Origin of the sequence: Lysinibacillus sphaericus (genome assembly GCF_005217585.1) — a bacterium.
GTDB classification, from domain to species: domain Bacteria; phylum Bacillota; class Bacilli; order Bacillales_A; family Planococcaceae; genus Lysinibacillus; species Lysinibacillus sphaericus.
Genome location: NZ_SZPT01000006.1, coordinates 117,579 through 138,107, shown reverse-complemented (window position 1 = coordinate 138,107; position 20,529 = coordinate 117,579). Strand labels below are relative to the sequence as shown.

General features: G+C 38.0%; 20 protein-coding genes. 3 read left to right on the top strand and 17 right to left on the bottom strand.

Annotation, left to right across the window (positions count from 1 at the left end; all coding sequences use genetic code 11):
- Positions 1-233 precede the first annotated feature (233 nt).
- A complete protein-coding gene (locus FC748_RS19145) occupies positions 234-1,118 on the bottom strand; it encodes a nucleotidyltransferase-like protein (RefSeq protein WP_024364573.1) in 885 nt (294 codons plus the stop codon).
- Positions 1,119-1,268: 150 nt separating this feature from the next.
- On the opposite strand from FC748_RS19145, the gene FC748_RS19140 reads away from it, so the two are divergent.
- Positions 1,269-1,622, top strand: coding sequence for a YgzB family protein (locus FC748_RS19140; protein WP_024364572.1), 354 nt, complete (start codon positions 1,269-1,271; stop codon positions 1,620-1,622).
- Between the two features lie 58 nt (positions 1,623-1,680).
- Here the strand turns inward: FC748_RS19140 and FC748_RS19135 are convergent, their stop codons facing one another.
- The 4 genes from FC748_RS19135 to bcp all read right to left on the bottom strand — a co-directional run bounded on the left by FC748_RS19135 (position 1,681) and on the right by bcp (position 4,251).
- On the bottom strand, positions 1,681-2,043 hold the full coding sequence (locus tag FC748_RS19135) for a hypothetical protein (RefSeq protein WP_024364571.1): 363 nt from the start codon (positions 2,041-2,043) through the stop codon (positions 1,681-1,683).
- 231 nt (positions 2,044-2,274) lie between these two features.
- Complete coding sequence (perR, locus tag FC748_RS19130) at positions 2,275-2,718, bottom strand: peroxide-responsive transcriptional repressor PerR (RefSeq protein WP_024364570.1); 444 nt, start codon at positions 2,716-2,718, stop codon at positions 2,275-2,277.
- Between the two features lie 115 nt (positions 2,719-2,833).
- Positions 2,834-3,778, bottom strand: a complete 945-nt coding sequence (locus tag FC748_RS19125) for a D-2-hydroxyacid dehydrogenase (protein WP_024364569.1) — start codon at positions 3,776-3,778, stop codon at positions 2,834-2,836.
- Positions 3,778-4,251: a thioredoxin-dependent thiol peroxidase gene (bcp, locus tag FC748_RS19120; protein WP_024364568.1), complete on the bottom strand. Its 474-nt coding sequence runs from the start codon at positions 4,249-4,251 to the stop codon at positions 3,778-3,780. Before bcp ends, FC748_RS19125 begins: the two co-directional genes overlap by 1 nt.
- A 131-nt stretch (positions 4,252-4,382) precedes the next feature.
- Between bcp and FC748_RS19115 the strand changes: the two genes are divergently transcribed.
- Together FC748_RS19115 and FC748_RS19110 are read left to right on the top strand one after the other, a co-directional pair.
- A complete protein-coding gene (locus FC748_RS19115; RefSeq protein ID WP_024364567.1) occupies positions 4,383-5,669 on the top strand; it encodes a glutamate-1-semialdehyde 2,1-aminomutase in 1,287 nt (428 codons plus the stop codon).
- Between the two features lie 319 nt (positions 5,670-5,988).
- Positions 5,989-7,077, top strand: coding sequence for an FUSC family protein (locus tag FC748_RS19110; protein ID WP_108031105.1), 1,089 nt, complete (start codon positions 5,989-5,991; stop codon positions 7,075-7,077).
- A gap of 130 nt (positions 7,078-7,207) precedes the next feature.
- On the opposite strand, the gene FC748_RS19105 is transcribed toward FC748_RS19110, so the two are convergent.
- The 12 genes from FC748_RS19105 to FC748_RS19050 form a co-directional block, all read right to left on the bottom strand.
- Positions 7,208-8,236 carry a toxic anion resistance protein gene (locus FC748_RS19105; protein WP_108031106.1) on the bottom strand — a complete coding sequence of 343 codons (1,029 nt, stop codon included), beginning with the start codon at positions 8,234-8,236 and terminating at the stop codon, positions 7,208-7,210.
- Positions 8,237-8,258: 22 nt separating this feature from the next.
- A complete protein-coding gene (locus FC748_RS19100; protein ID WP_024364564.1) occupies positions 8,259-9,890 on the bottom strand; it encodes a YceG family protein in 1,632 nt (543 codons plus the stop codon).
- Positions 9,891-9,916: 26 nt separating this feature from the next.
- On the bottom strand, positions 9,917-10,729 hold the full coding sequence (locus FC748_RS19095) for an HAD family hydrolase (RefSeq protein ID WP_108031107.1): 813 nt from the start codon (positions 10,727-10,729) through the stop codon (positions 9,917-9,919).
- A gap of 12 nt (positions 10,730-10,741) precedes the next feature.
- Complete coding sequence (locus tag FC748_RS19090; RefSeq protein ID WP_108031108.1) at positions 10,742-11,842, bottom strand: cysteine protease StiP family protein; 1,101 nt, start codon at positions 11,840-11,842, stop codon at positions 10,742-10,744.
- The gene (locus FC748_RS19085) at positions 11,842-13,203 is read right to left on the bottom strand and encodes a phosphoribosyltransferase family protein (protein WP_108031109.1); all 1,362 of its coding nucleotides are present in this window, start codon (positions 13,201-13,203) and stop codon (positions 11,842-11,844) included. Before FC748_RS19085 ends, FC748_RS19090 begins: the two co-directional genes overlap by 1 nt.
- The gene (locus FC748_RS19080; RefSeq protein WP_025220600.1) at positions 13,160-14,377 is read right to left on the bottom strand and encodes an HpcH/HpaI aldolase/citrate lyase family protein; all 1,218 of its coding nucleotides are present in this window, start codon (positions 14,375-14,377) and stop codon (positions 13,160-13,162) included. Before FC748_RS19080 ends, FC748_RS19085 begins: the two co-directional genes overlap by 44 nt.
- A 145-nt stretch (positions 14,378-14,522) precedes the next feature.
- Positions 14,523-15,098, bottom strand: coding sequence for a TerD family protein (locus tag FC748_RS19075; RefSeq protein ID WP_025220601.1), 576 nt, complete (start codon positions 15,096-15,098; stop codon positions 14,523-14,525).
- Positions 15,099-15,133: 35 nt separating this feature from the next.
- Positions 15,134-15,715 carry a TerD family protein gene (locus tag FC748_RS19070; protein WP_025220602.1) on the bottom strand — a complete coding sequence of 194 codons (582 nt, stop codon included), beginning with the start codon at positions 15,713-15,715 and terminating at the stop codon, positions 15,134-15,136.
- A 31-nt stretch (positions 15,716-15,746) separates the two neighbouring features.
- Entirely contained in the window at positions 15,747-16,361 is a 615-nt protein-coding gene (locus FC748_RS19065) for a TerD family protein (RefSeq protein WP_024364557.1), read from the bottom strand.
- Between the two features lie 369 nt (positions 16,362-16,730).
- A complete protein-coding gene (gene nikC / locus FC748_RS19060; protein ID WP_029747432.1) occupies positions 16,731-17,624 on the bottom strand; it encodes a nickel transporter permease in 894 nt (297 codons plus the stop codon).
- A 15-nt stretch (positions 17,625-17,639) separates the two neighbouring features.
- Positions 17,640-18,644, bottom strand: coding sequence for an ABC transporter permease (locus tag FC748_RS19055; RefSeq protein WP_025220604.1), 1,005 nt, complete (start codon positions 18,642-18,644; stop codon positions 17,640-17,642).
- 246 nt (positions 18,645-18,890) lie between these two features.
- Positions 18,891-20,507 carry an ABC transporter substrate-binding protein gene (locus FC748_RS19050; RefSeq protein WP_108031110.1) on the bottom strand — a complete coding sequence of 539 codons (1,617 nt, stop codon included), beginning with the start codon at positions 20,505-20,507 and terminating at the stop codon, positions 18,891-18,893.
- Between the last annotated feature and the right edge of the window lie 22 nt (positions 20,508-20,529).

Genomic DNA, 20,529 nt, shown 5'->3' with positions numbered 1-20,529 from the left:
TTTTCAAGGTTCATTTTGTTTCGTCGTTTTTCAGCGACTTCTTTATATTAACATCTCACTCAATTTGTGTCAACAACTTTTTAAAAGTTTTTTTCACTGATTTTTCCGAGTGTTTCTGTTACGTCTTAGCGACAATTAATATAATACAATATCATTATATTAAACGTCAACACTTTTTTTAAAAAAATATCGAGGTACATTTTTATACCTCGATTACTAGCATACTACAAGGTTTATTCAAATTCTATAGACTCTTTATTCACCTTATAATGTCGATGAAATATCATTTCACTTTTTGCAACGACAGGGTCAATTAGAATGTAGCCTTTCCCCACTAAATATTCTACGAATACTTCTAAGTCAACGGAATAGTTTACAAGCTCTTGGTGATCATGTAATTCCTGTATAGTCCATGACTCTTTTGTTTGCATTACTTCTAATATATGTTGCGCTCCGTCATGTGTACGTGAATGAATCAAAAACTCACTTGCTAAAAATAGAAGCTCTAAACGCTTTTCAATTGGTTCACTGCTCATAACAAGTTCTTCGTAAAGCTTGTAAATGGCTGGTTCAATTTTTTTCACTTGTGCCCACACCGTAACTTCTGGATACAACCCACTATCTATAATGGACAATCGCCCTAAATGATGCAAGGAATCTACTACATGATTGTATGCATCTAGGTAACTACCCTTATCAAAATATTCTTTTCCTTCTAAGTAACGACGAATTAACTTTGAGAATTGAATACCCGTTTTAATTTTCCGACCACTAAACGGAAACTCTTGCAGTTCAATTTTTAGTTTATGAAGGAACTCATTGCGATCAAACAACACTCTCCCAAAGAAAATCCAATCAACGACTTTCTTATTAGAGCCGATTAGTAACCACTTCCGTAACAATTTTTCTGTAACAGTATGTAAGGCTACCTTATTTCCCTCATATAGGTAGTGCTTTGTATAAACAGGCTGATCCGCTTCTTTCACGATAATTAGTAATACCGTATCAAATGTGTCAGTAACATTACTTTGCTCTTCACGTTTCTCCATTAAAATAACACCTAATGTATTAGACTGACTCGCGCGTTCTTGATATATAGGACGCAATACTTGCTCCATGTTCAGCCCTCCTCTATTTATTGTAAGACCTTTATTTCGTTAAAATTTCGACATACTCTAAAACTATTCCTTCTTTGACTCCTACTCAAAGCTAAAATACTTCGTTCTTATATGTTATAGTAGATTTTAGATTGGGAGGCAAGATATTGTATGAAACCTTACAAAAGTAAAATTAATAAAATCCGTTCATTCGCATTAGCACTTATTTTTATCGGCTTTGTTGTTATGTATGGGGGGATATTCTTTAAAAACAATCCCATCCTTGTCTTAATCTTCATGACACTTGGTTTACTATGTATTATTGGTAGTACAGTTGTCTATGCTTGGATTGGCCTTCTCTCTACAAGAGCCGTTCAAGTAGAATGCCCAAATTGTCATAAGCATACGAAAGTTTTAGGTCGAGTTGATATGTGCATGTACTGCAATGAACCGTTAACTCTTGATCCTACACTTGAAGGAAAAGAGTTCGACCAATCTTATAATAACAAAGCAAAAAAATCCTAGTCCTCAAGAGCTAGGATTTTTTGTTATTGTTGTAATTTAGGTTAATCACCGCTACCAATTATATACTCACTATATATTTAGTAATTTGTTTTTCTTTTAAACCAGCTATGCCTGTTTTTAAAAATTTTTGTTGGTTCTGTCTGTCATCGAATGATTTTATCATTTGGTCTACTAATTTTTGTGCAATCATATCGTTTATGTCACCAAAAGAATGTTCTTTTTCTTCTTGCTTTGATATTTTCACTTCTCTTACAACGACCTTTTCCCCATTTTCTTTCGTGACTATATGACGTATATAACCATCCTCTTTTCTTATTTCATATGTTGCTTTTCTTTTCTTTACTAAAAATAAATCCTCCGATAAACGCTCTTCTTTTTTCAATGTACTAAAGTAATTACTACTCCCTAATTGTACATTCATTCAATCCCTCCTCTCTAGTTACTGTTAATACAAAGTTGCTATATCAACACAGCAGTTTTTTGAACCATCAACACCTTGTCAATTTTCATCACGCTATTAATATCGTGAATATTTCGGCTTTTTAAAGTAATTTTCGCCACTCCACAATAAAAAGCAAGCGAGCAAAACGCCCACTTGCCTCTTTAAATTATTCACTCTTAACCTTATTAAAACCCAAAGACCACAAGAAATTTACTGTACTTTCGCTTCAACATCTTTACAAGCTGGACATGTGCCGTATATTTCTAGACGGTGTGAATGCACATCAAAGTCTGTTACTTGAGAAGCGAAGTGTTCGATTTCATCTAAACCTGGGTAATGGAAATCGACAATCTTACCACAGCATTCACAAATCATATGATAGTGATCGTTGGTCACAAAATCAAAACGGCTAGAAGCATCCCCATACGTCAACTCTTTCACTAATCCTACTTCCCGGAAAACTCGTAAATTATTGTAGACAGTTGCTACACTCATATTCGGAAATTTCCCTTCAAGTGCTTTATAAATTTCATCGGCAGTTGGATGTGTCATCGATTGAATTAAATATTCTAAAATAGCATGACGCTGAGGAGTAATGCGTACACCAGTTGTTTTTAACGTGTCAAGTGCATCCTGTAAATGCGGTATAGACATCGTCATGCACCCCTTTTCATAAGTATTATTAATTTATAATTGTTACAATTAGTGTATCGAATTAAGCTAACATCTGTCAACATTCGCCTATGCGTCATCTAAATTAAATTACAATTTAATAACCCCTCGACAAATCCATAACATTTTCTAAAGCGGTATCTCCATCCAACCATTTCGTCAAACTTGGCTTAAAAATAGCTAAGCTACGCTCTACATAACGTGAAGAATGACTTGAAACATGTGGTGAAACAATTACATTCGAGTATGACCATAAAGGATTGTTTGCACTAAGTGGTTCTTCTTCAAACACATCTAATACGGCATAACCAATCTCACCCGCTTCAATAGCACGAATAAGAACTTTCTCATCTACCAAATTTCCACGACCAAAATTCATGAAAATGGCATCGTTTTTCATTGCATTAAAATGCTCATCCTTCAATAAGTGCGTAGTATCTGGTGTTTTCGGTAAGACAGAAAGTACGATATCCGCCTTAGGCAAAGCTTCTGTTAACTTAGCGAAATTCACCATCTCATCCATATAAGGTGCTGCATTGCCCGAACGGTTACAGCCTATTGTTGTTACCCCAAACGCTTGTAGTAACCGACCTACTTCCGATCCAATGGCACCCGGTCCTAAAATAAGTGCTGTACTATCTCGTAATTCCGTTTGCTTTCCTTTTTTCGACCATTCACTTTTCTTTTGTTGCTCATACATCCATGGCAATGCACGCTTAATGGCTAAAATATGAGCAAGTATTGACTCGGCCATCGGTGTTTTATGAATCCCTCGCACATTAGATACTAAAATATCCCGATCCATAATGGCTTGTGCTGGCATTTTCTCTACACCTGCCGAAGCAACAAAAATCCACTTTAGTTTGGTAGCATACTGTATATTGGCATCGTTTAAATCTTCACCATATGTAACCAGTACGTCTGCTTTTTGTAATTCATCCGTAGATAAACCATTTTCAAATACAAAATCACATTGTGGGAATTCCTCTACTAACGGTTTACGTAAATCTGGTCTTGGCTCAAACGTAAAATAGATTCTCATTACTGCTCCTCCTGCTTGGCTAAAAAAGCATAAACTTCTTCAATATGATTTTTCACACGCACTTTGCGCCATACCTTTACAAGCTTACCTTCCGTATCAATTAAAAAAGTAGAACGTTCAATTCCCATATATTCACGTCCATACATTTTTTTCAAGACCCATACACCATAAGCCTCAGCCACAGCGTGATCCTCATCCACTAAAAGAGAAAATGGCAACCCATGCTTATCAATAAATTTCGTATGCTTTTGAGCATCATCAGGGCTCACACCTAATACAACTGCATTCAACTGACTAAAGTCATCGTGCTTATCACGGAAATCACAAGCCTCTGTCGTACAACCTGGTGTCATATCTTTCGGATAAAAATACAAAATAACATATTTGCCTCTGAAATCTGCTAATTGCACTTGCTCCCCCTTGTCATTAACAAGTGAAAAATCCGGTGCTTTCTGTCCTTCTACTAAAGTCATATTAAACTCCTCCTTTGCATGTCTTATTTTACTCTAAGTCACAAATCAAGTCATATCCCTTATTTTCTTTGGATTTCTTACACTGATAGGTCTACAATAGATAAAGTATAATGACTTAGGAGGCAATATTAATGAATCACTCAAAATCAGAAGCAGTACACGAAGAAGCGCTTTTGCATATCGTTGGTGGTGTGAACAGCCCTTCTCGTTCTTATAAAGCAGTAGGTGGTGGCTCCCCTGTTGCAATGGCCCGAGGAAAAGGAGCTTATTTCTGGGATGTTGACGGCAACCGTTATATTGACTATTTAGCTGCATACGGTCCAATTGTTACAGGGCATGGTCATCCGCATATTGCGAAAGCAATTTCTCATGCTGCTGAAAACGGTACATTATTTGGGACACCGACTGAATATGAAGTAACTTTCGCAAAAATGCTAAAAGAAGCTATTCCTTCAATGGATAAAGTACGTTTTAATAACTCTGGTACAGAAGCGGTCATGACAACGATTCGTGTTGCTCGTGCTTATACTGGCCGTACAAAAATTATGAAATTCGCTGGCTGTTACCACGGTCACTTTGATTTAGTATTAGTAGCTGCAGGTTCTGGCCCAGCTACATTAGGCACACCAGACTCAGCAGGTGTAACGACTGCGACTGCTGAAGAAGTGATTACTGTACCATTTAATAATCCACAAGCTTTTACTGAAGCGATGGATGCATGGGGCGATGAAATCGCTGCTATTTTAATAGAGCCCATTGTCGGTAACTTCGGTATTGTGGAACCAAACACTGGATTTTTGGAGTTAGTGCACGCTACAGCCAAAGAAAAAGGAGCACTGACGATTTATGACGAGGTAATTACTGCATTCCGTTTCCATTACGGTGGCGCACAAACACTACTTGGATTAACGCCTGACCTTACTGCATTAGGAAAAGTCATTGGTGGTGGTTTACCTATCGGTGCATACGGTGGTCGCAAAGAAATTATGGATACCGTTGCCCCACTTGGACCAGCATATCAAGCAGGGACAATGGCAGGAAATCCAGCATCGATGCAAGCTGGTATAGCATGTCTAGAAGTATTAGCAACTCCAGGTATTTACGATGAAATGGATCGTCTTGGTGCTATTTTAGAAGATGGTATTTTAACTGCAGCCAAAAAACACGGTGTCACAATTACTTTAAATCGTCTAAAAGGTGCACTAACAATTTACTTTACAGATGTAAAAGTTGAAAACTATGAGCAAGCAGAAAGCAGTGACGGAGAAATTTTCGGTCGATTCTTTAAATTAATGCTTAACCAAGGTATTAACCTTGCTCCATCAAAATATGAAGCATGGTTTTTAACTACAGAGCATACAGAAGCAGATATTCGTGAAACAATCGAAGCTGTCGACTATGCATTTTCACAGCTTTAATAGAAACAAAAAAGGCGACACTCATTTGAGCGTCGTCTTTTTTTTATCCTGTTATACAAATCTATGTATTTTATAGAAACTTCCTTCTATAATGTAAAGAAGCATTCATTCCCTCGGTGTAAATACGTCCAGTTTTTTGAGTCTATCCCGAAAAGCTCAAGTAAAAATCTGTGACATCCGCGGGGTCTTTAACTTGATTGAGTAGATGTTTAAATTTACTGAAGCCAGTGTATAAACATGATTGTCCACTGTTATTGAAGTGGTGAACTGCTGCTGAAGCAAGTTAAAAATTTTAGACAGAAAGGACATCGATTTTTTTATGAAATTAGGTGCCCGTGTATTTAAAACTGGTGTAGCTATTGTCTTTGCGTTATTTGTTGCTGAGCTCCTGCAATTACCGTCTCCAGTTTTTGCTGGAATCGCAGCAATCTTTGCCATTCAACCGTCAATTTATCGCTCCTATCAAACGATTGTTGAGCAAGTTCAAGCCAACGTTATAGGAGCTTCCATTGCAGTTATTTTCGGTTTACTTTTCGGCCATCACGTTGTGGCTGTTGGCATTGCAGTCATTACAGCAATCGGCATAATGTTAAAGTTCAAGCTTGAAAAGTCTCTTTCCTTAGCACTTGTATCTGTTGTAGCTATTATGGAAATTCAAGGCGATGACTTTCTGACTTTCGGTCTTATCCGCTTTCTTACCATTTTAGTTGGGGTTTTAGCAGCATTTGTCGTCAACCTTGTGTTTTTGCCACCTAAATACGAAGTAAAACTTTTCCGCAAAATTTACTTTTTACAGGATGACATTATCCGCTGGACGCGTTTAGCTGTTCGTCAAGCCTCTGAACACACGTCTACTAAAACTGCTTTAAGCAAATTTAAAGACCGTATGATGCGTGTGGACACACTCTATGATTTTTTTAAGGAAGAACGCAATTACTTTAAAAATAAAAAATTTGTTAAAGCACGGAAATTAGTTGTTTATCGCCAAATGATTACAACTTCTAAAAAAAGTTTAGAATTGTTACAACGGCTGCATAAGCATGAAAATGAATTGGCACAACTGCCGACTCAATTTCATTTAATGATTCAAGAACGACTGGACTTCCTGCTTACCTACCATGAGCAACTGTTACTGAAATATACAGGAAAATTAAAACCTGAGCATTCAGAATGGAGTAAGCATATCGACTACATTCAGCGCAATCAGTTAATGGAAATTTTCATCAATCAAATAACCTATGCACACGCAGAAGGAGATACGGAATTTTCTAGCTATCATCTCCTTTATATTTTATCGCGTATTCTAGATTACGAAGAAAACTTAGAACATTTGGATACGCTCATTGTGTCATACCAAAGCCATCATGGTGAAGAAATCAACTTAGAAATTGAAGAAGAATTTATTTAATTTAAGTGCCAATTTAAGTGCCAGTCACTCACACAATTTCCCCCAACAACGCAAATAAAAGCCGCAACAATCCGCGTGACAGCGGAGGTTGCGGCTTTTTGCTAAGTGCCAGTCACTCACACAATTATTGTTAAGCTTTAGTTAGTTGCTGCTCTATTTGTTGGCGCTTTGTTGTTTGTTCGGCGCGTAGTTGACGGTAACTTGCAATACCAGTAATGATTGTCTCCCACATTTCTTCGAGCGTCAACGTCGGCTCATTTTGTTGGGCATGCATTATACTCTGCGCAACAGCATTGCTGTTTGTTTCACCATATTGTTTCATACGTTTTTCAAAAGCGGCTGCCGATTTATCTTGTAGCTGTTGGCGTTTTTCATTTACTGCATTCATAATCCCCATCTTAAATACAGGAATGGTCGTGACAAAAGCTCCGTTTATTTGCTCCATTAATGCGCTATTGCCATTGCGTAGCATATCCATTTGTGTTGCCCCTAAAATAGCTACCATACGCGATTTCTCAAGCTCATCAATTTTTTGGGCAAGTGTTTCAGCAATCGCTTGTAACGTTGTAAGCTCCATTTTAGCGATTTGATTTCCTGCTTCACTTTGTTTTTCATACATCGGCATTAATGTTGTCTTGATTTCATCTAGCTTCATTTCTGCTGCTATAATATATTTTTCAAGCTCCAAATAGTATGTCAAATTTTCGTTATATAAACGAGCAAGCATCCGATTATCATTCGCCAATGCATCTTCCATTAGAACGAATTGATAATGGATTTTTTCGATATCTCTACCAAGACGATTATATTTTGCATACAAATCTTCTTTATTCCTTGGTGCTCGTTTAAACAGTTTGCTAAAGAAACTTTGTTGCTCCATCACTTCTTTTTTATCGAATTGATCCATCAAGGCTTCAAGCTGCTTTAATAAGTCATTCGATTCATTTACTTTTGAATGGGCAATTGTTTTTAATATTTGATCAGAGAATCGCGAAAGCTTAATGGCAGGCTCTTTACCAAGCTCTGTTAGTTCTATTTTATTTTTCACATTAATATGATTGGCAATATGCTGAACTTCAGGACTTTGACACAGCTGATGTTTTGTAAGATCTGCGGTTTCAGCTGTCAATCGTTCTATAGTTATTGCGCTATTTGACATCAAGTTCCTCCTTTCCAAGCAGTCAGAAGAAACGGTTAAACAATTTTTTAATCATTTTATCCGGTTTTGACTTTTGCTGCTTTGGCTCTTCAAATTGTAAGTCAAACACCATATGCTCTAAACGATGCCCATCAAACGTATCCTCTAGCAAATGCTTTTCTAAATCAAGCTTTCCTGTTGGATTGTAGAAAATAATATCCACACCAAAGCGATTTAAAAATGCAAATAATGCAATATCTTCGCGGGTTAATGTCGGTTGCTGAGGTGCTTGATAGAGCACCAACTTTGGTACTTCCTGAGCATAGTCAAAGCTTTGTAACAGGCGCAATATTTCCTTTGGAATCATCGTCATTTGCTTAAATAAAAATAATTGCAAATCATAGGGCGACTCATTAGGTTGTCGTTTAAGCAATGGCTGTTCACAAGAAGTTTTAATCGTATGAGCAATGGCTTGTTGTAACTCCAGTGTTAACTCCCCATATTGCCACCAATCACTTTGCAAGATGCGCTCCGTAGATAGCTCACCATTTACTAAACAATGTTTATAGTGAAAATGGAAATTCGCTCTGCTCGTTTTAGCATACGGAAATTCCTGTACAAAAACAGTTTGCGGGCTAGCTAGCAACTGATGCATATTGGCCCAGTACTCTTCACGTCTACTAGAAACACCGCTAATTTTGGCGAAAATAACGGGAATAATTACTTTATCTCGGAGAGCCTCAAATTTCGGACGAACCATTGCCTTTTCGTTAGCATAAATAAAAATATCATCATAGGTCATGCGTAATGTTAATGATTGTGGCATATGATCTTTAAATTGCCAAGGTCGATAAACACCCGATTGATGGTCATGCATTAAATGCTCGTAATGTTGGCTAGAACTATAGCCAACAGTTGCTTGACGTTCTCGTAATTTATCAGGAAAGGGCTGTAACGCTGTTTGACTTACGTAGGCGTACGAAACAGAAAATGCATCAGTAGGATCTACTGTTGCAAACTCATCAATCGCTGATGGATGGAAGATTAACACATCACAGCCCAGCTCCATTAGTAATAGAAGAAAATAGCGCTGACTCATTGTTGTCTCACCATACCAAACAACCTTAGGAAAATCATCTGTCGGCTTCATCGTTTTTGTCCACTGAATCCAATGATTTTTTAGCCACTTGACCATATCTATTAAAAAGCGTCGGAAATCATTGGCAAGTAAACCGAGTGATTGCTGCTCTCGGAAGCGTTCCACTACACGCATTGTCACTAGCTGTAAATGACGATTCATTGAAGCATCATCGTGCTTAGGAATGAGTTGATGACCATACATCATGGCAATCAATCGATTTATAGACAAGCCTTTAGGGGATTGCTGATGTTGCTCTAAAATCGTTTGCAATGCTTGAAAATCCTTTTGCTCAATATGTTTATTTAATTCTTCACTTAATATATGAACATTGGGATTTTGGGACATTGTATATAAGGAATTAAAATAATCATCTTCTTCAATCGGTACGCCCAATATACGAACAGCGATACGACTAAAACGGATTTGTTGTGGTGTCACCTCATAAACTGTTCGCACGTTCGCTGAATCTTGGAAGGCTTGTAGCCAATCATAAGAATCTCTTTCTAAAACAGATTCAATTGTGACTGTTTGCATACAAGCGTCACCTCCTTACATCATACTTACACAATTGGTTGCTTATTGGCCAATTGTAAAACATCTTCGAGTAAATATTTCGTAAAAGCTTCACCGTTATAAGGCGAATACATTGTGTTCTTTAGTATTTGTGGTTGTTTGTCTTTTAAATCGCCGTGGTTTGGTGTATAGCCTTTATCAGCAATAGCGAGCATGCCGTAATCCATTATGGAATCGCCTGCCGCCACGTGCATATTATATGTACAATGCTCCTTCAAATACGAGATTGCAGCTTCTTTTGTAAGCACTTTTGGCAAAAAATATAATTTTCTTCCTTGCAGCAAGACGTGCCAACCATGGACTGCAAACTCTTGAATCATTGCTTGCACTTCGACATCCTGTATAATATTGACATCGACATAATGGACATAAAATAGCTCATCAACAAAAAACGATTGTTGTAGCCATTCATCTGATTGGTAGCTATTAAATTTACGTAGCAAATCCGCCTTTGGAATAGAGGAATCTTCTATTCGTTTACGTAATATTTTCGACCATTCCTTATTAGGATGTCCTTGTTCTATTATTGTACCGCCATTGCTCGTAATTGCAAAAGTAGGACGCAATTCTTTTATAACATGGATACGTTCATATTGATGCACTGCTCGTGTTGTAACTGGTACGAATAAAGTTTGTTGGTGGACTTGCTGCAATAATGACATCGTAACTTCCGTCATCATACTAAGTCCCACTCCCTCTTTTCGTTCGGCTATAATCGGTGCTGTTTTCGATGGGAATTTCTCCATCATGCGCTGGGAGTAAATAAGCGTACGATCTAAATCTGATGTAAATAGTAGCATGTCTTCTCTCCTCTACACTTCTTTTATTAAACCACAGCATGCATAGGACATTTGTGGATATTCTTCAATTTGAACATTTTTTTCTTTGGCTAACAGTAAAATGTGCGCCAATTCCTGTACATATGTTGGGTTAACTAAAATTTTCCACGGAACTCTTCGAAGTAAGACGCGCGTTGTTTCGCCCACGCCCGGTTTTACAAGATGATGATTGGTAATGCCATACTGTTGTTGAATAGCCACAACCGACTCCATTCCTTGCCATGTAATAGCAGATGATGTTCGCTCACAAAGTTGTTGCGCTACATCCTTCTGTACTTGTGTAAAATGGGCACTGATACGGTCTATATAGAAATTGGATACGTCGGCATCTTGTAGTTCTTTATAATATTTCGCCCCATGAAAATCAGTGCCATCCATAAACTGCTCATTCCATACCGTACGGCTCACTAAACCTGAAACCGTTGAATTTAAACATGCGGAAGGTATTAAGAAATCTGCTCGCGTGCCATAAATGGCTGCACAATGTCCAGGATCAGCAAGCACCGCTAATGTAGCATCTAGTTGTTGAATATTTTGTTCATTATAGCTTGCGCACGCTTGTTGTAATTCCCTTGTTATGGCCCCTTTTCCTGTCCAACCATCAATAAATTGAATGCGCGCATGTGGGTGCTGAGTAAATATATATCGAATAGCAGTCTCATCAATACCACGACCACGAAGAATCGATATCGTATAATGCGGAACGCTGACGTTATAATGCATTTTTATATATCGTTTAATTAAAATACCTATTGGCGTTCCTGCTCTCGCTAGACTAACAAGCACTAAATGCTCTAAACCTTGACGTGCTACAATTTGCTGTGCCACCACACCAACAGCTAGTGCAATGCGTTCTGCATAGTCTTCCAATGTTTGATAAAACAACGTCATGTACGCTTCGGAAGGAAGATATTCTACAGGCAACATTTCTGAATAATGTGTCCCCGATTGAATAAGTCGTTCTCGCTGTTCATTATCTATTTCTAAGCTTATGTTACTAATATCTCGTAGCAAAAACACAACATCTTCTGAAGAATAGCTTCCCATTTTATCTGGCTGTTTTATTTCATGCATTATATAGTCCTCCAGTCGTGCATACAAATAACGTAAATATTTGCGTTACTCACTGCCTTCAATGCTTGCACTGTCTTTGCAACGACCTCTTGATTGGCTATACGTTCTATGACTAAAAAAAGTTCCGAATACGGATGACTATGTAAGTTGTATAAGTAATTTTCGACACCATTATTTTCTGGACTTTCGAAAGCTATTTTATCAGTAATTGTGTAGGAAGGGTCATCTGCACAATAAATGGGACTACGTGTTGTTGATTGAAAATATACTTCCTGTCCTAAACAAGTCGCTATTTGCATCGGCACATACATAAATTCACCTGTTCCAATGACAAGTGCTGGACCACCTGTACGAAGTGCTCGTAATTGAGCCGCGATGGCTTGCAATGTTTTCTTTTGCGCAACATGCTGCTCGGCTGTTATCGTGAATCGACCTGTCGCTAACATGTATGGCGCTCTATTGATAACGCCATTTTCAGCGATCGAATGGTACTGTTTTTGTTCGACTACCTCGTCCACTGAAAGCAAAGCTATGTCAGCTGTTTGCTGTAATGTTGCTGCTACTTGGTTGCTCGTTAAAAGCGGTGTACCCTCACAAGTAAAGTGCCCAGACATAATAGCTACAAAATCTATTGTTATCCCCCATTGCGCTTCTAACTGAGCAAACATTGCTCGTTGTTTAGATGAACGCCAATCTAAAATTGATAATACCGAGTAGCGTTGGACATGAGGGAATTTTCGTTGCAAGGTTTCGATAATATTTACTACTGTATTGCCCGTCGTTATTTCATCATCAATAAGCACAATCTGTTTTGCTTGTAGCAATTTTTCTGGTTGTTCGCAATATACTCGATGACTTGTCGCATGTGAATGTTCTTCTTCAAATGTCACAAATGGTTCAAGCTCTGGCACTAGTTCACGTGTCGTATGAATATACGTAGCATTAGACTTAAAAACATTAAATACTGCATGCCCTAACGCTGTTGCTGTTTCAGCAAAGCCAATAAATAGCACGTCTTCTGCTAGTTCCAATCCTTGTTCCTCCACTTGCTGCAAAATCTCTTGCACATTATCTCTATTTTGCATAGCCTGTACAACAGACTGTACTAACAAAGGCTCTTTTCCTGTCAATCGCTCATAATACATCATAGCTAGTAAAGCCCCTGTCAGTATCGGTACTTGTGGCTGGACTGCTAAATGCTTACCAAGAACTGTACTAACAAATAAAAACTGTCTCTTTTTATTAATACGTGTCGCCATTTTAAATAAATCTGTTATAGCAAAATCATAAGGATTGTCAGTAATCTCTATTGCGATTTTATAATCCTGAATAATGTTCAACTTGTTGTCGAGCTTCGTCATCCGTTGTTCCCCCTACTGTTGTGTTCAATAAAAGAGAGGCAAAATTTGCAGATTCATTGTATACACCATAAATATATGCTTGGCGTAAAATTTTCTGCGCCCATCTCATATGTGGCTTCATTTCATTCATTTTATTGGCATAATGGCTTTTTAAAACACCCTTTTGCCCATTATTATTTTCAACAATGCTGATGGCATCTAAATACTCCTCATATGAAACAACATACAAGGCATGAACAATTCGAATATGGCTAGGATGAATAATCGTTTTACCCAAAATACCATTTTGTTGATCTAATAGCACTTCCTTCATTAGGCCATCTAAATAATCATCGAGTAGTGCCTTACGGGCAAACAACGCTCCTTGTTCACTGAACGGAGTGGCTCTTAGCGTTGGCTTCAATACACGCTCATTGCTGAAATACTCCCAAACTGGTCCGGAAATAACAAAGTCATCTTCTTCACGCCCAAGTACATTGACGATATCCGCAATGCAATCTCGAATAACAGCAATATCGTAAATGGTTGCGTCTACTCTACGTCGAATTCCGTAAATCCCACAAAAATCGGTCGCACCAATACGGACATTTAGTACACGTTTTCTGTATTGACGAAGTACGTCTTTAATCGCAAATAATGCTGTTATGCGAGACTCCTTATATAAAATGTCATGACTTTCTAAAATCGGCATCCCATATAACGTTAGTTGATGCTGTGCGATTGTTTGCTCTAGTATTTCAAAATAAGCTCTCCCTTGTACTGCTGTAAATTTAGGAAACACATAGCCTGTAATCACTTCTTGACGCTTTCCTAATTTAGAGGTTAAAAGCTTAAATTGCTCAACACTACGCACACGAATAAATAGAAGCGGTAAATCTTCAAGTAAAATATCCTTTTGAAGATACAATGTATAAAGCGTACTGATATCTTCTATAATTTTTTCTTCACAGCTTGTTAGCTCTGCATCCCCAACTGCATCTTCTAAATCGATAACAAGTGACTTTAACTCTTGATATTTTTGTGATTGTACCATGTCAATAATGTTAGGCATAGACGCGGGCATATATAATGTTGCACCTAATGCATAGGACAAAATATCAGGTGAATCTAATTTCGTAAATTTGCGTGGTTGTTGATAAAAAATCGTCTCCGCTTCTGTTGCAAAATATTGCATCCAATTCTCTCCCCATTCAAGAATGATTTTGTAAAAAAGACACTGCATCAACCTGTTTTATACAGACTAATACAGTGCCTTCCATTACGTCGCTTTCTCTATTCAATTCATAATCGTAACCATCTAGTTATAAACGGCACTTTAATTATTGCAGTCCATAAGCATTGATTAATGCAGCTAAACCACCTTGATAGCCAGAGCCAACAGCAGCAAATTTCCACTCCCCATTATGTCGGTAAAGCTCACAAAATACGACCGCTGTCTCTATGCTGAAATCTTCACCTAAATCATAACGAAGTACTTCTGAACCGGATTCTTCGTTCGTTAATCGAACATAAGCGTTTAGTACTTGTCCAAAGTTTTGACGGCGACCTTCCGCATCATAAATTGTCACGGTTACAACAATTTTTTCGATTTGAGGAGACACTTGTTTTAAATTAACAAGAATTTTTTCATCGTCACCATCACCTACACCAGTTCGGTTATCACCCATATGCTGAACAGATTTGTCTGGACTTGTTAAATTATTATAGAAAATAAAGTCTTGTTCATTACGGCATTTTCCCGATGCATCTAACAAAAACACAGATGCATCTAAGTCAAAGTCATTTCCTCCATCGAATTGTTTAACATCCCAACCTAAACCAATACCTACATTATTTAAGCCTGGGTCTTGCTTCATTAAATCAATGCGTTGTCCTTTACTTAACTGAATACCCATTAGAAGAAACTCCCTTTCTCATATAAAGTTAAAAGTTAGTTTACGTTTAAACCATAATCATTACAAAGTGCCGCTAAACCACCTTGGTATCCAGCACCTACTGCGTTGAATTTCCATTCACCATTGTGACGGTATAGTTCTCCGACAACAACAGCTGTTTCAATACTAAAGTCTTCACCTAAATCATAGCGCACGATTTCTTCATTCGTCGCAGCATTAATAATGCGGATAAATGCGTTCGATACCATACCAAAGTTTTGACTACGTGCTTCTGCATCATGGATTGTAACGGTGAATGCTAGACGTTGCACATGGGCAGGTACTTCATTTAACGAAACTTTAACGATTTCGTCATCCCCTTCACCAATCCCTGTTAAGTTATCGCCAGAGTGTTCAACAGAACCATTACCACCGATAGTATTGTTGTAGAAGACAAAATCATTTTGGTCTGCTACTTTCCCTGTATCAGCAAGTAAAAAAATAGAAGAGTCTAAATCAAAATCATGTCCACCATCGTATTTATTCGTATCCCAGCCTAAACCTACAATAACATTTGATAATCCTGGATTTGTTTTTGTTAAATCAACTTTTTGACCTTTTTGTAATGAAATACCCATTTGTATTCCTCCTCAAATTTATAATTTATAATTATTGATATCTTCGAACTACATCACCAAGTTTTACATCATTTGTACCGTTACCAATAGCGGCAAATTTCCACTCGTTACCGTGACGATAAATTTCACCACAAACTAGTGTTGTTAAATTCGAATAATCATCACTTAAATTATAGCGAATTAATTCATTGCCTGTCTTGTCATCGTACACGCGAATATACGCATTTTGAATCATACCGAAATGTTGATTACGACCAGCCGCATCATAGATGTTTACAACAAATACTAATTTATTGTATTGTGCAGGCACAGCTCCTAACTCCACTGTAATGACCTCATCATCACCTGCACCGTCACCTGTTAAATTATCGCCAGAATGCTTAACTGATCCGCATTTACTTGATAATTTCCCGAAGTAAACGACGTCATCTCCTGCCAGTATACGATCATCTTGCAACATTAAAACTGATGAATCACAGTCAACATCTCTGCCTCCTGATCTACCACTAGAAAATAAGCCACCTAATAAGCCACCACTTTTTGTTTGGCCTACTGGATCCCATCCTAAGCCTACTTTAATTTTATTTAAACCAGCATTGCCTTTTGTTAAATCTACACGCTGTCCCTTTTGTAAATTAATCCCCATGTTAAAGCCCTCCTTAATTTGCATACTTGCTAAAAAACCGTGAATAGTATTTTAAATATGTTGATTAACTTGTTTTAGCAACTCCAATAATAGAAACGTTCAGTTACTGCTTTCTTGCGGAAGTCGAATAACTTTTTGCTACATATTGTAATTGTCCGATCCATTTCCTTAATCAACTGTTCAATACACTGCTTTAAATTTTTCAATTTATAGCTATTACGTCAAAAAGTATGTATCAACATACATTAAGTCTAAAATAATATTACATAAAATTCAAATAATGGCTCCACATGAAAGTAGATTTTTATATTCTCCCTTTTTTACCAAATAAAAACCTTCTAGCTTTTCAGTAGAAGGCTCTTTACCATATTAGCTTTTCATTTTCGGATCGAGCGCATCCCGTAGACCATCTCCCATTAAATTAAACCCTAATACCGTAAGCATGATAGCTAACCCTGGGAAAATCATCGTCCATGGTGCTTTTAATAAATAGATACGCGCGTCAGCTAGCATTTTTCCCCATTCAGGTGCTGGTGCCTGTGCCCCTAATCCAAGGAAACCTAGAGCAGCCGCTTCAATAATCGCCGTCGCAATGGCAAGTGTCCCCTGCACAATAATCGGTGTCATCGAATTGGGTAAAATATGTGAGAATAAAATACGTGAATCACGCATCCCTATCGCTTTGGCAGCTACGATATATTCTTCTTCTTTTACACTCAACACTTTTGACCGAATTAAGCGCCCAAAGTTTGGTACATTTATAATCGCAATGGCAATTAATGCATTTTGTAATGATGGCCCAAGTACAGCCACTACAGCAATTGCTAATAAAATACTAGGAAACGCCAACATAATATCAAAAATGCGAGAAATAATCGTATCAACCCATTTGCCATAATACCCTGCAAGAATACCAAGCAAGCTCCCTACAATAACTGAAAGAATTACAGCAAAAAAACCAATTCTTAACGAAATACGGGCACCATGAATAATTCTAGAGAATATATCTCGCCCAAAGTCATCTGTTCCAAACCAATGTGCACTGGAAGGCGCCAATAATCGTTTCGATAAGTCCTGTTCATTGATTCCTTGTGGCGCAATGGAAGGGCCAAAAACAGCAAGGACAATAAAAAATATGACAATACCAGCACCAACAAGGGAGATTTTGCTTTTTTTAAAGCTGCGCCAGCCCTCTCTCCAAGGCCCTGCCGCTCGCTCTTGACTTGCCATTGCTTCTTTTTTTATATCTATCGCACCAGTCATTATCGCATCTCCCTCCTATTTGTATTTAATGCGTGGATCTATCACAGTGTAAAGTAGATCGACAATTAAATTAATCATAATGAAAATAAAAGCAACAACTAAAATACCCGATTGTATAACTGGATAGTCTCGGAATCCGATTGCATCATAAATATAACGACCAATGCCAGGCCAACTGAAAATGGTTTCTGTTAAAATGGCACCACCTAGTAGCAACCCTGTTTGTAAACCAATAACTGTTAACACTGGAATAACAGCATTTTTCAATGCATGTTTGTAAACGACGATAAACATTTTTTGTCCTTTTGCTCTCGCTGTTCGAACATAATCAGAGCGCATGACCTCAAGCATAGACGAACGGGTAATCCTTGCAATAATCGCCATAGGAATCGTAGCAAGCGCCACCCCTGGTAAAATTAACCGCTTTAACACTTCTGTAAATTGATCAAATCTGCCTTGTATCAGTGTATCAAGCAAATAAAAATGCGTAATCGCGGTTATCGGGTCTCGTACATCATTACGTCCAGATGTAGGCAACCAACCAAGCTGAATGCTAAATGCCCATTGTTCCATTAAACCTAACCAAAATACCGGAACAGATACACCAATTAACGCAACAACCATAGCGGTATAATCAAACCATGAATTTTGGAACCAAGCTGAAATAATACCTGCATTGACACCAATAATGACTGCTATAATCATTGCAAATATCGCTAATTCTGCTGTTGCCGCTAAATAAGGAAAAATCTCTTGTGACACAGGTAACTTTGTACGCAAAGACACGCCTAAATCGCCCTGAAAAATCCCCCCCAAATAGCCAAAATATTGCGTATACCATGGTTTATCTAATCCTAAACTTGCGTTTAATGCCTCAACCGCCTCTTTCGTCGCCTGCTGACCTAAAATAACTTGTGCAGGATTACCAGGAATTAGACGAATGAGCATAAAGACGATAAAAGTCATTCCAAGCAAAACTGGGATTAATTGAAATAAACGTCTTCCCATATAGTGAAGCATTTTCTTCACCTCTCTGTAATTTTCTAATTATACTTTTGCTACGAAAAGCATGAAGTCTATACACATACTGTAGAAAGGGACAGCTTTCAACAAACGATAGACGTTTAGATGGTTTGTCTGTCAGACAGAAAAACGGGTTGCGACAAACATAGTCACAACCCGTTTTTACAACACTAGACAAAGTCCAAAGCTGTAAAAATCTTGTTACGTCACTATGAGTAGCGACAATTTTTATTTCTTTATTGTTTAATTCATATCTACTGCTTCTAAACGATCAGAACCTGTTGGATGTGCAAAGTAATTTGTCACATTTGTACTTGCAGCTAAGATAGGAATAGAGTGTGCTAGTGGAACCCAAGGTGCATCCTCAGAAATAATTACCTGCGCTTGTTTGTAAAGCTCATTACGTTTGTCTTCATTCACTTCTGTTTGCGCAGCAACTAATAATTTGTGTAACTCAGGGTTGTCGTAGAATGTGTAGTTGTTTGAACCGATATTATCAGCGTCTAATAATGTGTAAATAAAGTTATCAGCATCTCCGTTATCACCTGTCCAACCAAGTAAGAACGCATCCGCTTCACCATTTTGAGCTTTTTCTAAATACGTAGCCCATTCGAATGAGACGATTTTAGATGGAATTCCGACATCAGCTAAATTCTTTTGAATCGCTTCTGCAATTTTTTGACCATCTGGCATATACGGACGTGGTACTGGCATTGCCCATAGCTCAATTTCTTTACCGTCATAGCCTGCTTCTTTTAGCAATGCTTTTGCTTTTTCAGGGTCATAAGCATAGCCTGTAATATCATCATTGTAGCCAGCAATAACTGGTGGCATTGGATTTTTAGCAGGCTCAGCTAAACCTTCATAGAACGCATCTACTAACGCTTGCTTATCAATGGCATAGTTCACAGCTTGACGAACTTTAACGTTATCGAAAGGTGGACGTGTTACTGTTAATCCAAGGTAGCCTACGTTCATAGATGGACGTTCGATTAATTGTAGATCGCCATTTGTTTCAATCGATCCTTTATCTGACGGGCTTAAGCCATCTACTACATCTACTTCACCATTATTTAGTGCATTTAAGCGTGCTGAGTTATCAGGGATCGAACGGAAAATTACTTTATCTAATTTCGGTAACCCTGCAATACGATAGTCAGGATTTTTTTCAATTGTAATAGAATCATTACGTGTCCAATTTACAAATTTGAATGGACCTGTTCCAACTGGATTATCAATTAGTGCATCGTCATTCGCTTCAAATGCTTTTGGAGAAGCAATGGCAAATGGCACCATCGCTAAGTTTTTCAAGAATGGTGCTTGTGGTTGTTTCAACTTAAAGACAACTGTATAATCGCCTTCTGGTGTAATGGATTCAATGATTTGCTCCCCGCCCATCGTAAATTGAGACATAAAGTATGGGAACTTATCTGCACCAGCTTTCCAGCGCTCAAAGTTTTTTGCAACCGCTTCTGCATTAAAATCTGAACCGTCGTGGAACTTTACACCTTCTTCAAGCTGGAATGTGTAAGTTAAGCCATCTTCTGAAGCTTCCCATGATTTTGCTAAACCAGGCTTTAAAGTAACATCTTGTTCTCCAAAATTAATAAGTGTTTCATAGATATTCACTGTTACTTTAAAAGATTCACCTTCTGTTACTGTTGCAGGGTCAAGAGCTGTGGAGTCGCCACCTCGACCATATACTAATGTTTTTTCACCGCTGCTAGCTGAATCGCCGCCAGTTGACGTATCCTTCGAACCTGTATCCTTGCCATCAGAGCCAGAACTACACGCAGCTAAGATTGTCGAGAGAACAAGGATTAGCATTACGCCCAAAGACCAAAGCTTCTTTTTCTTCATCTATTTTCCCCCTAAAACTTTT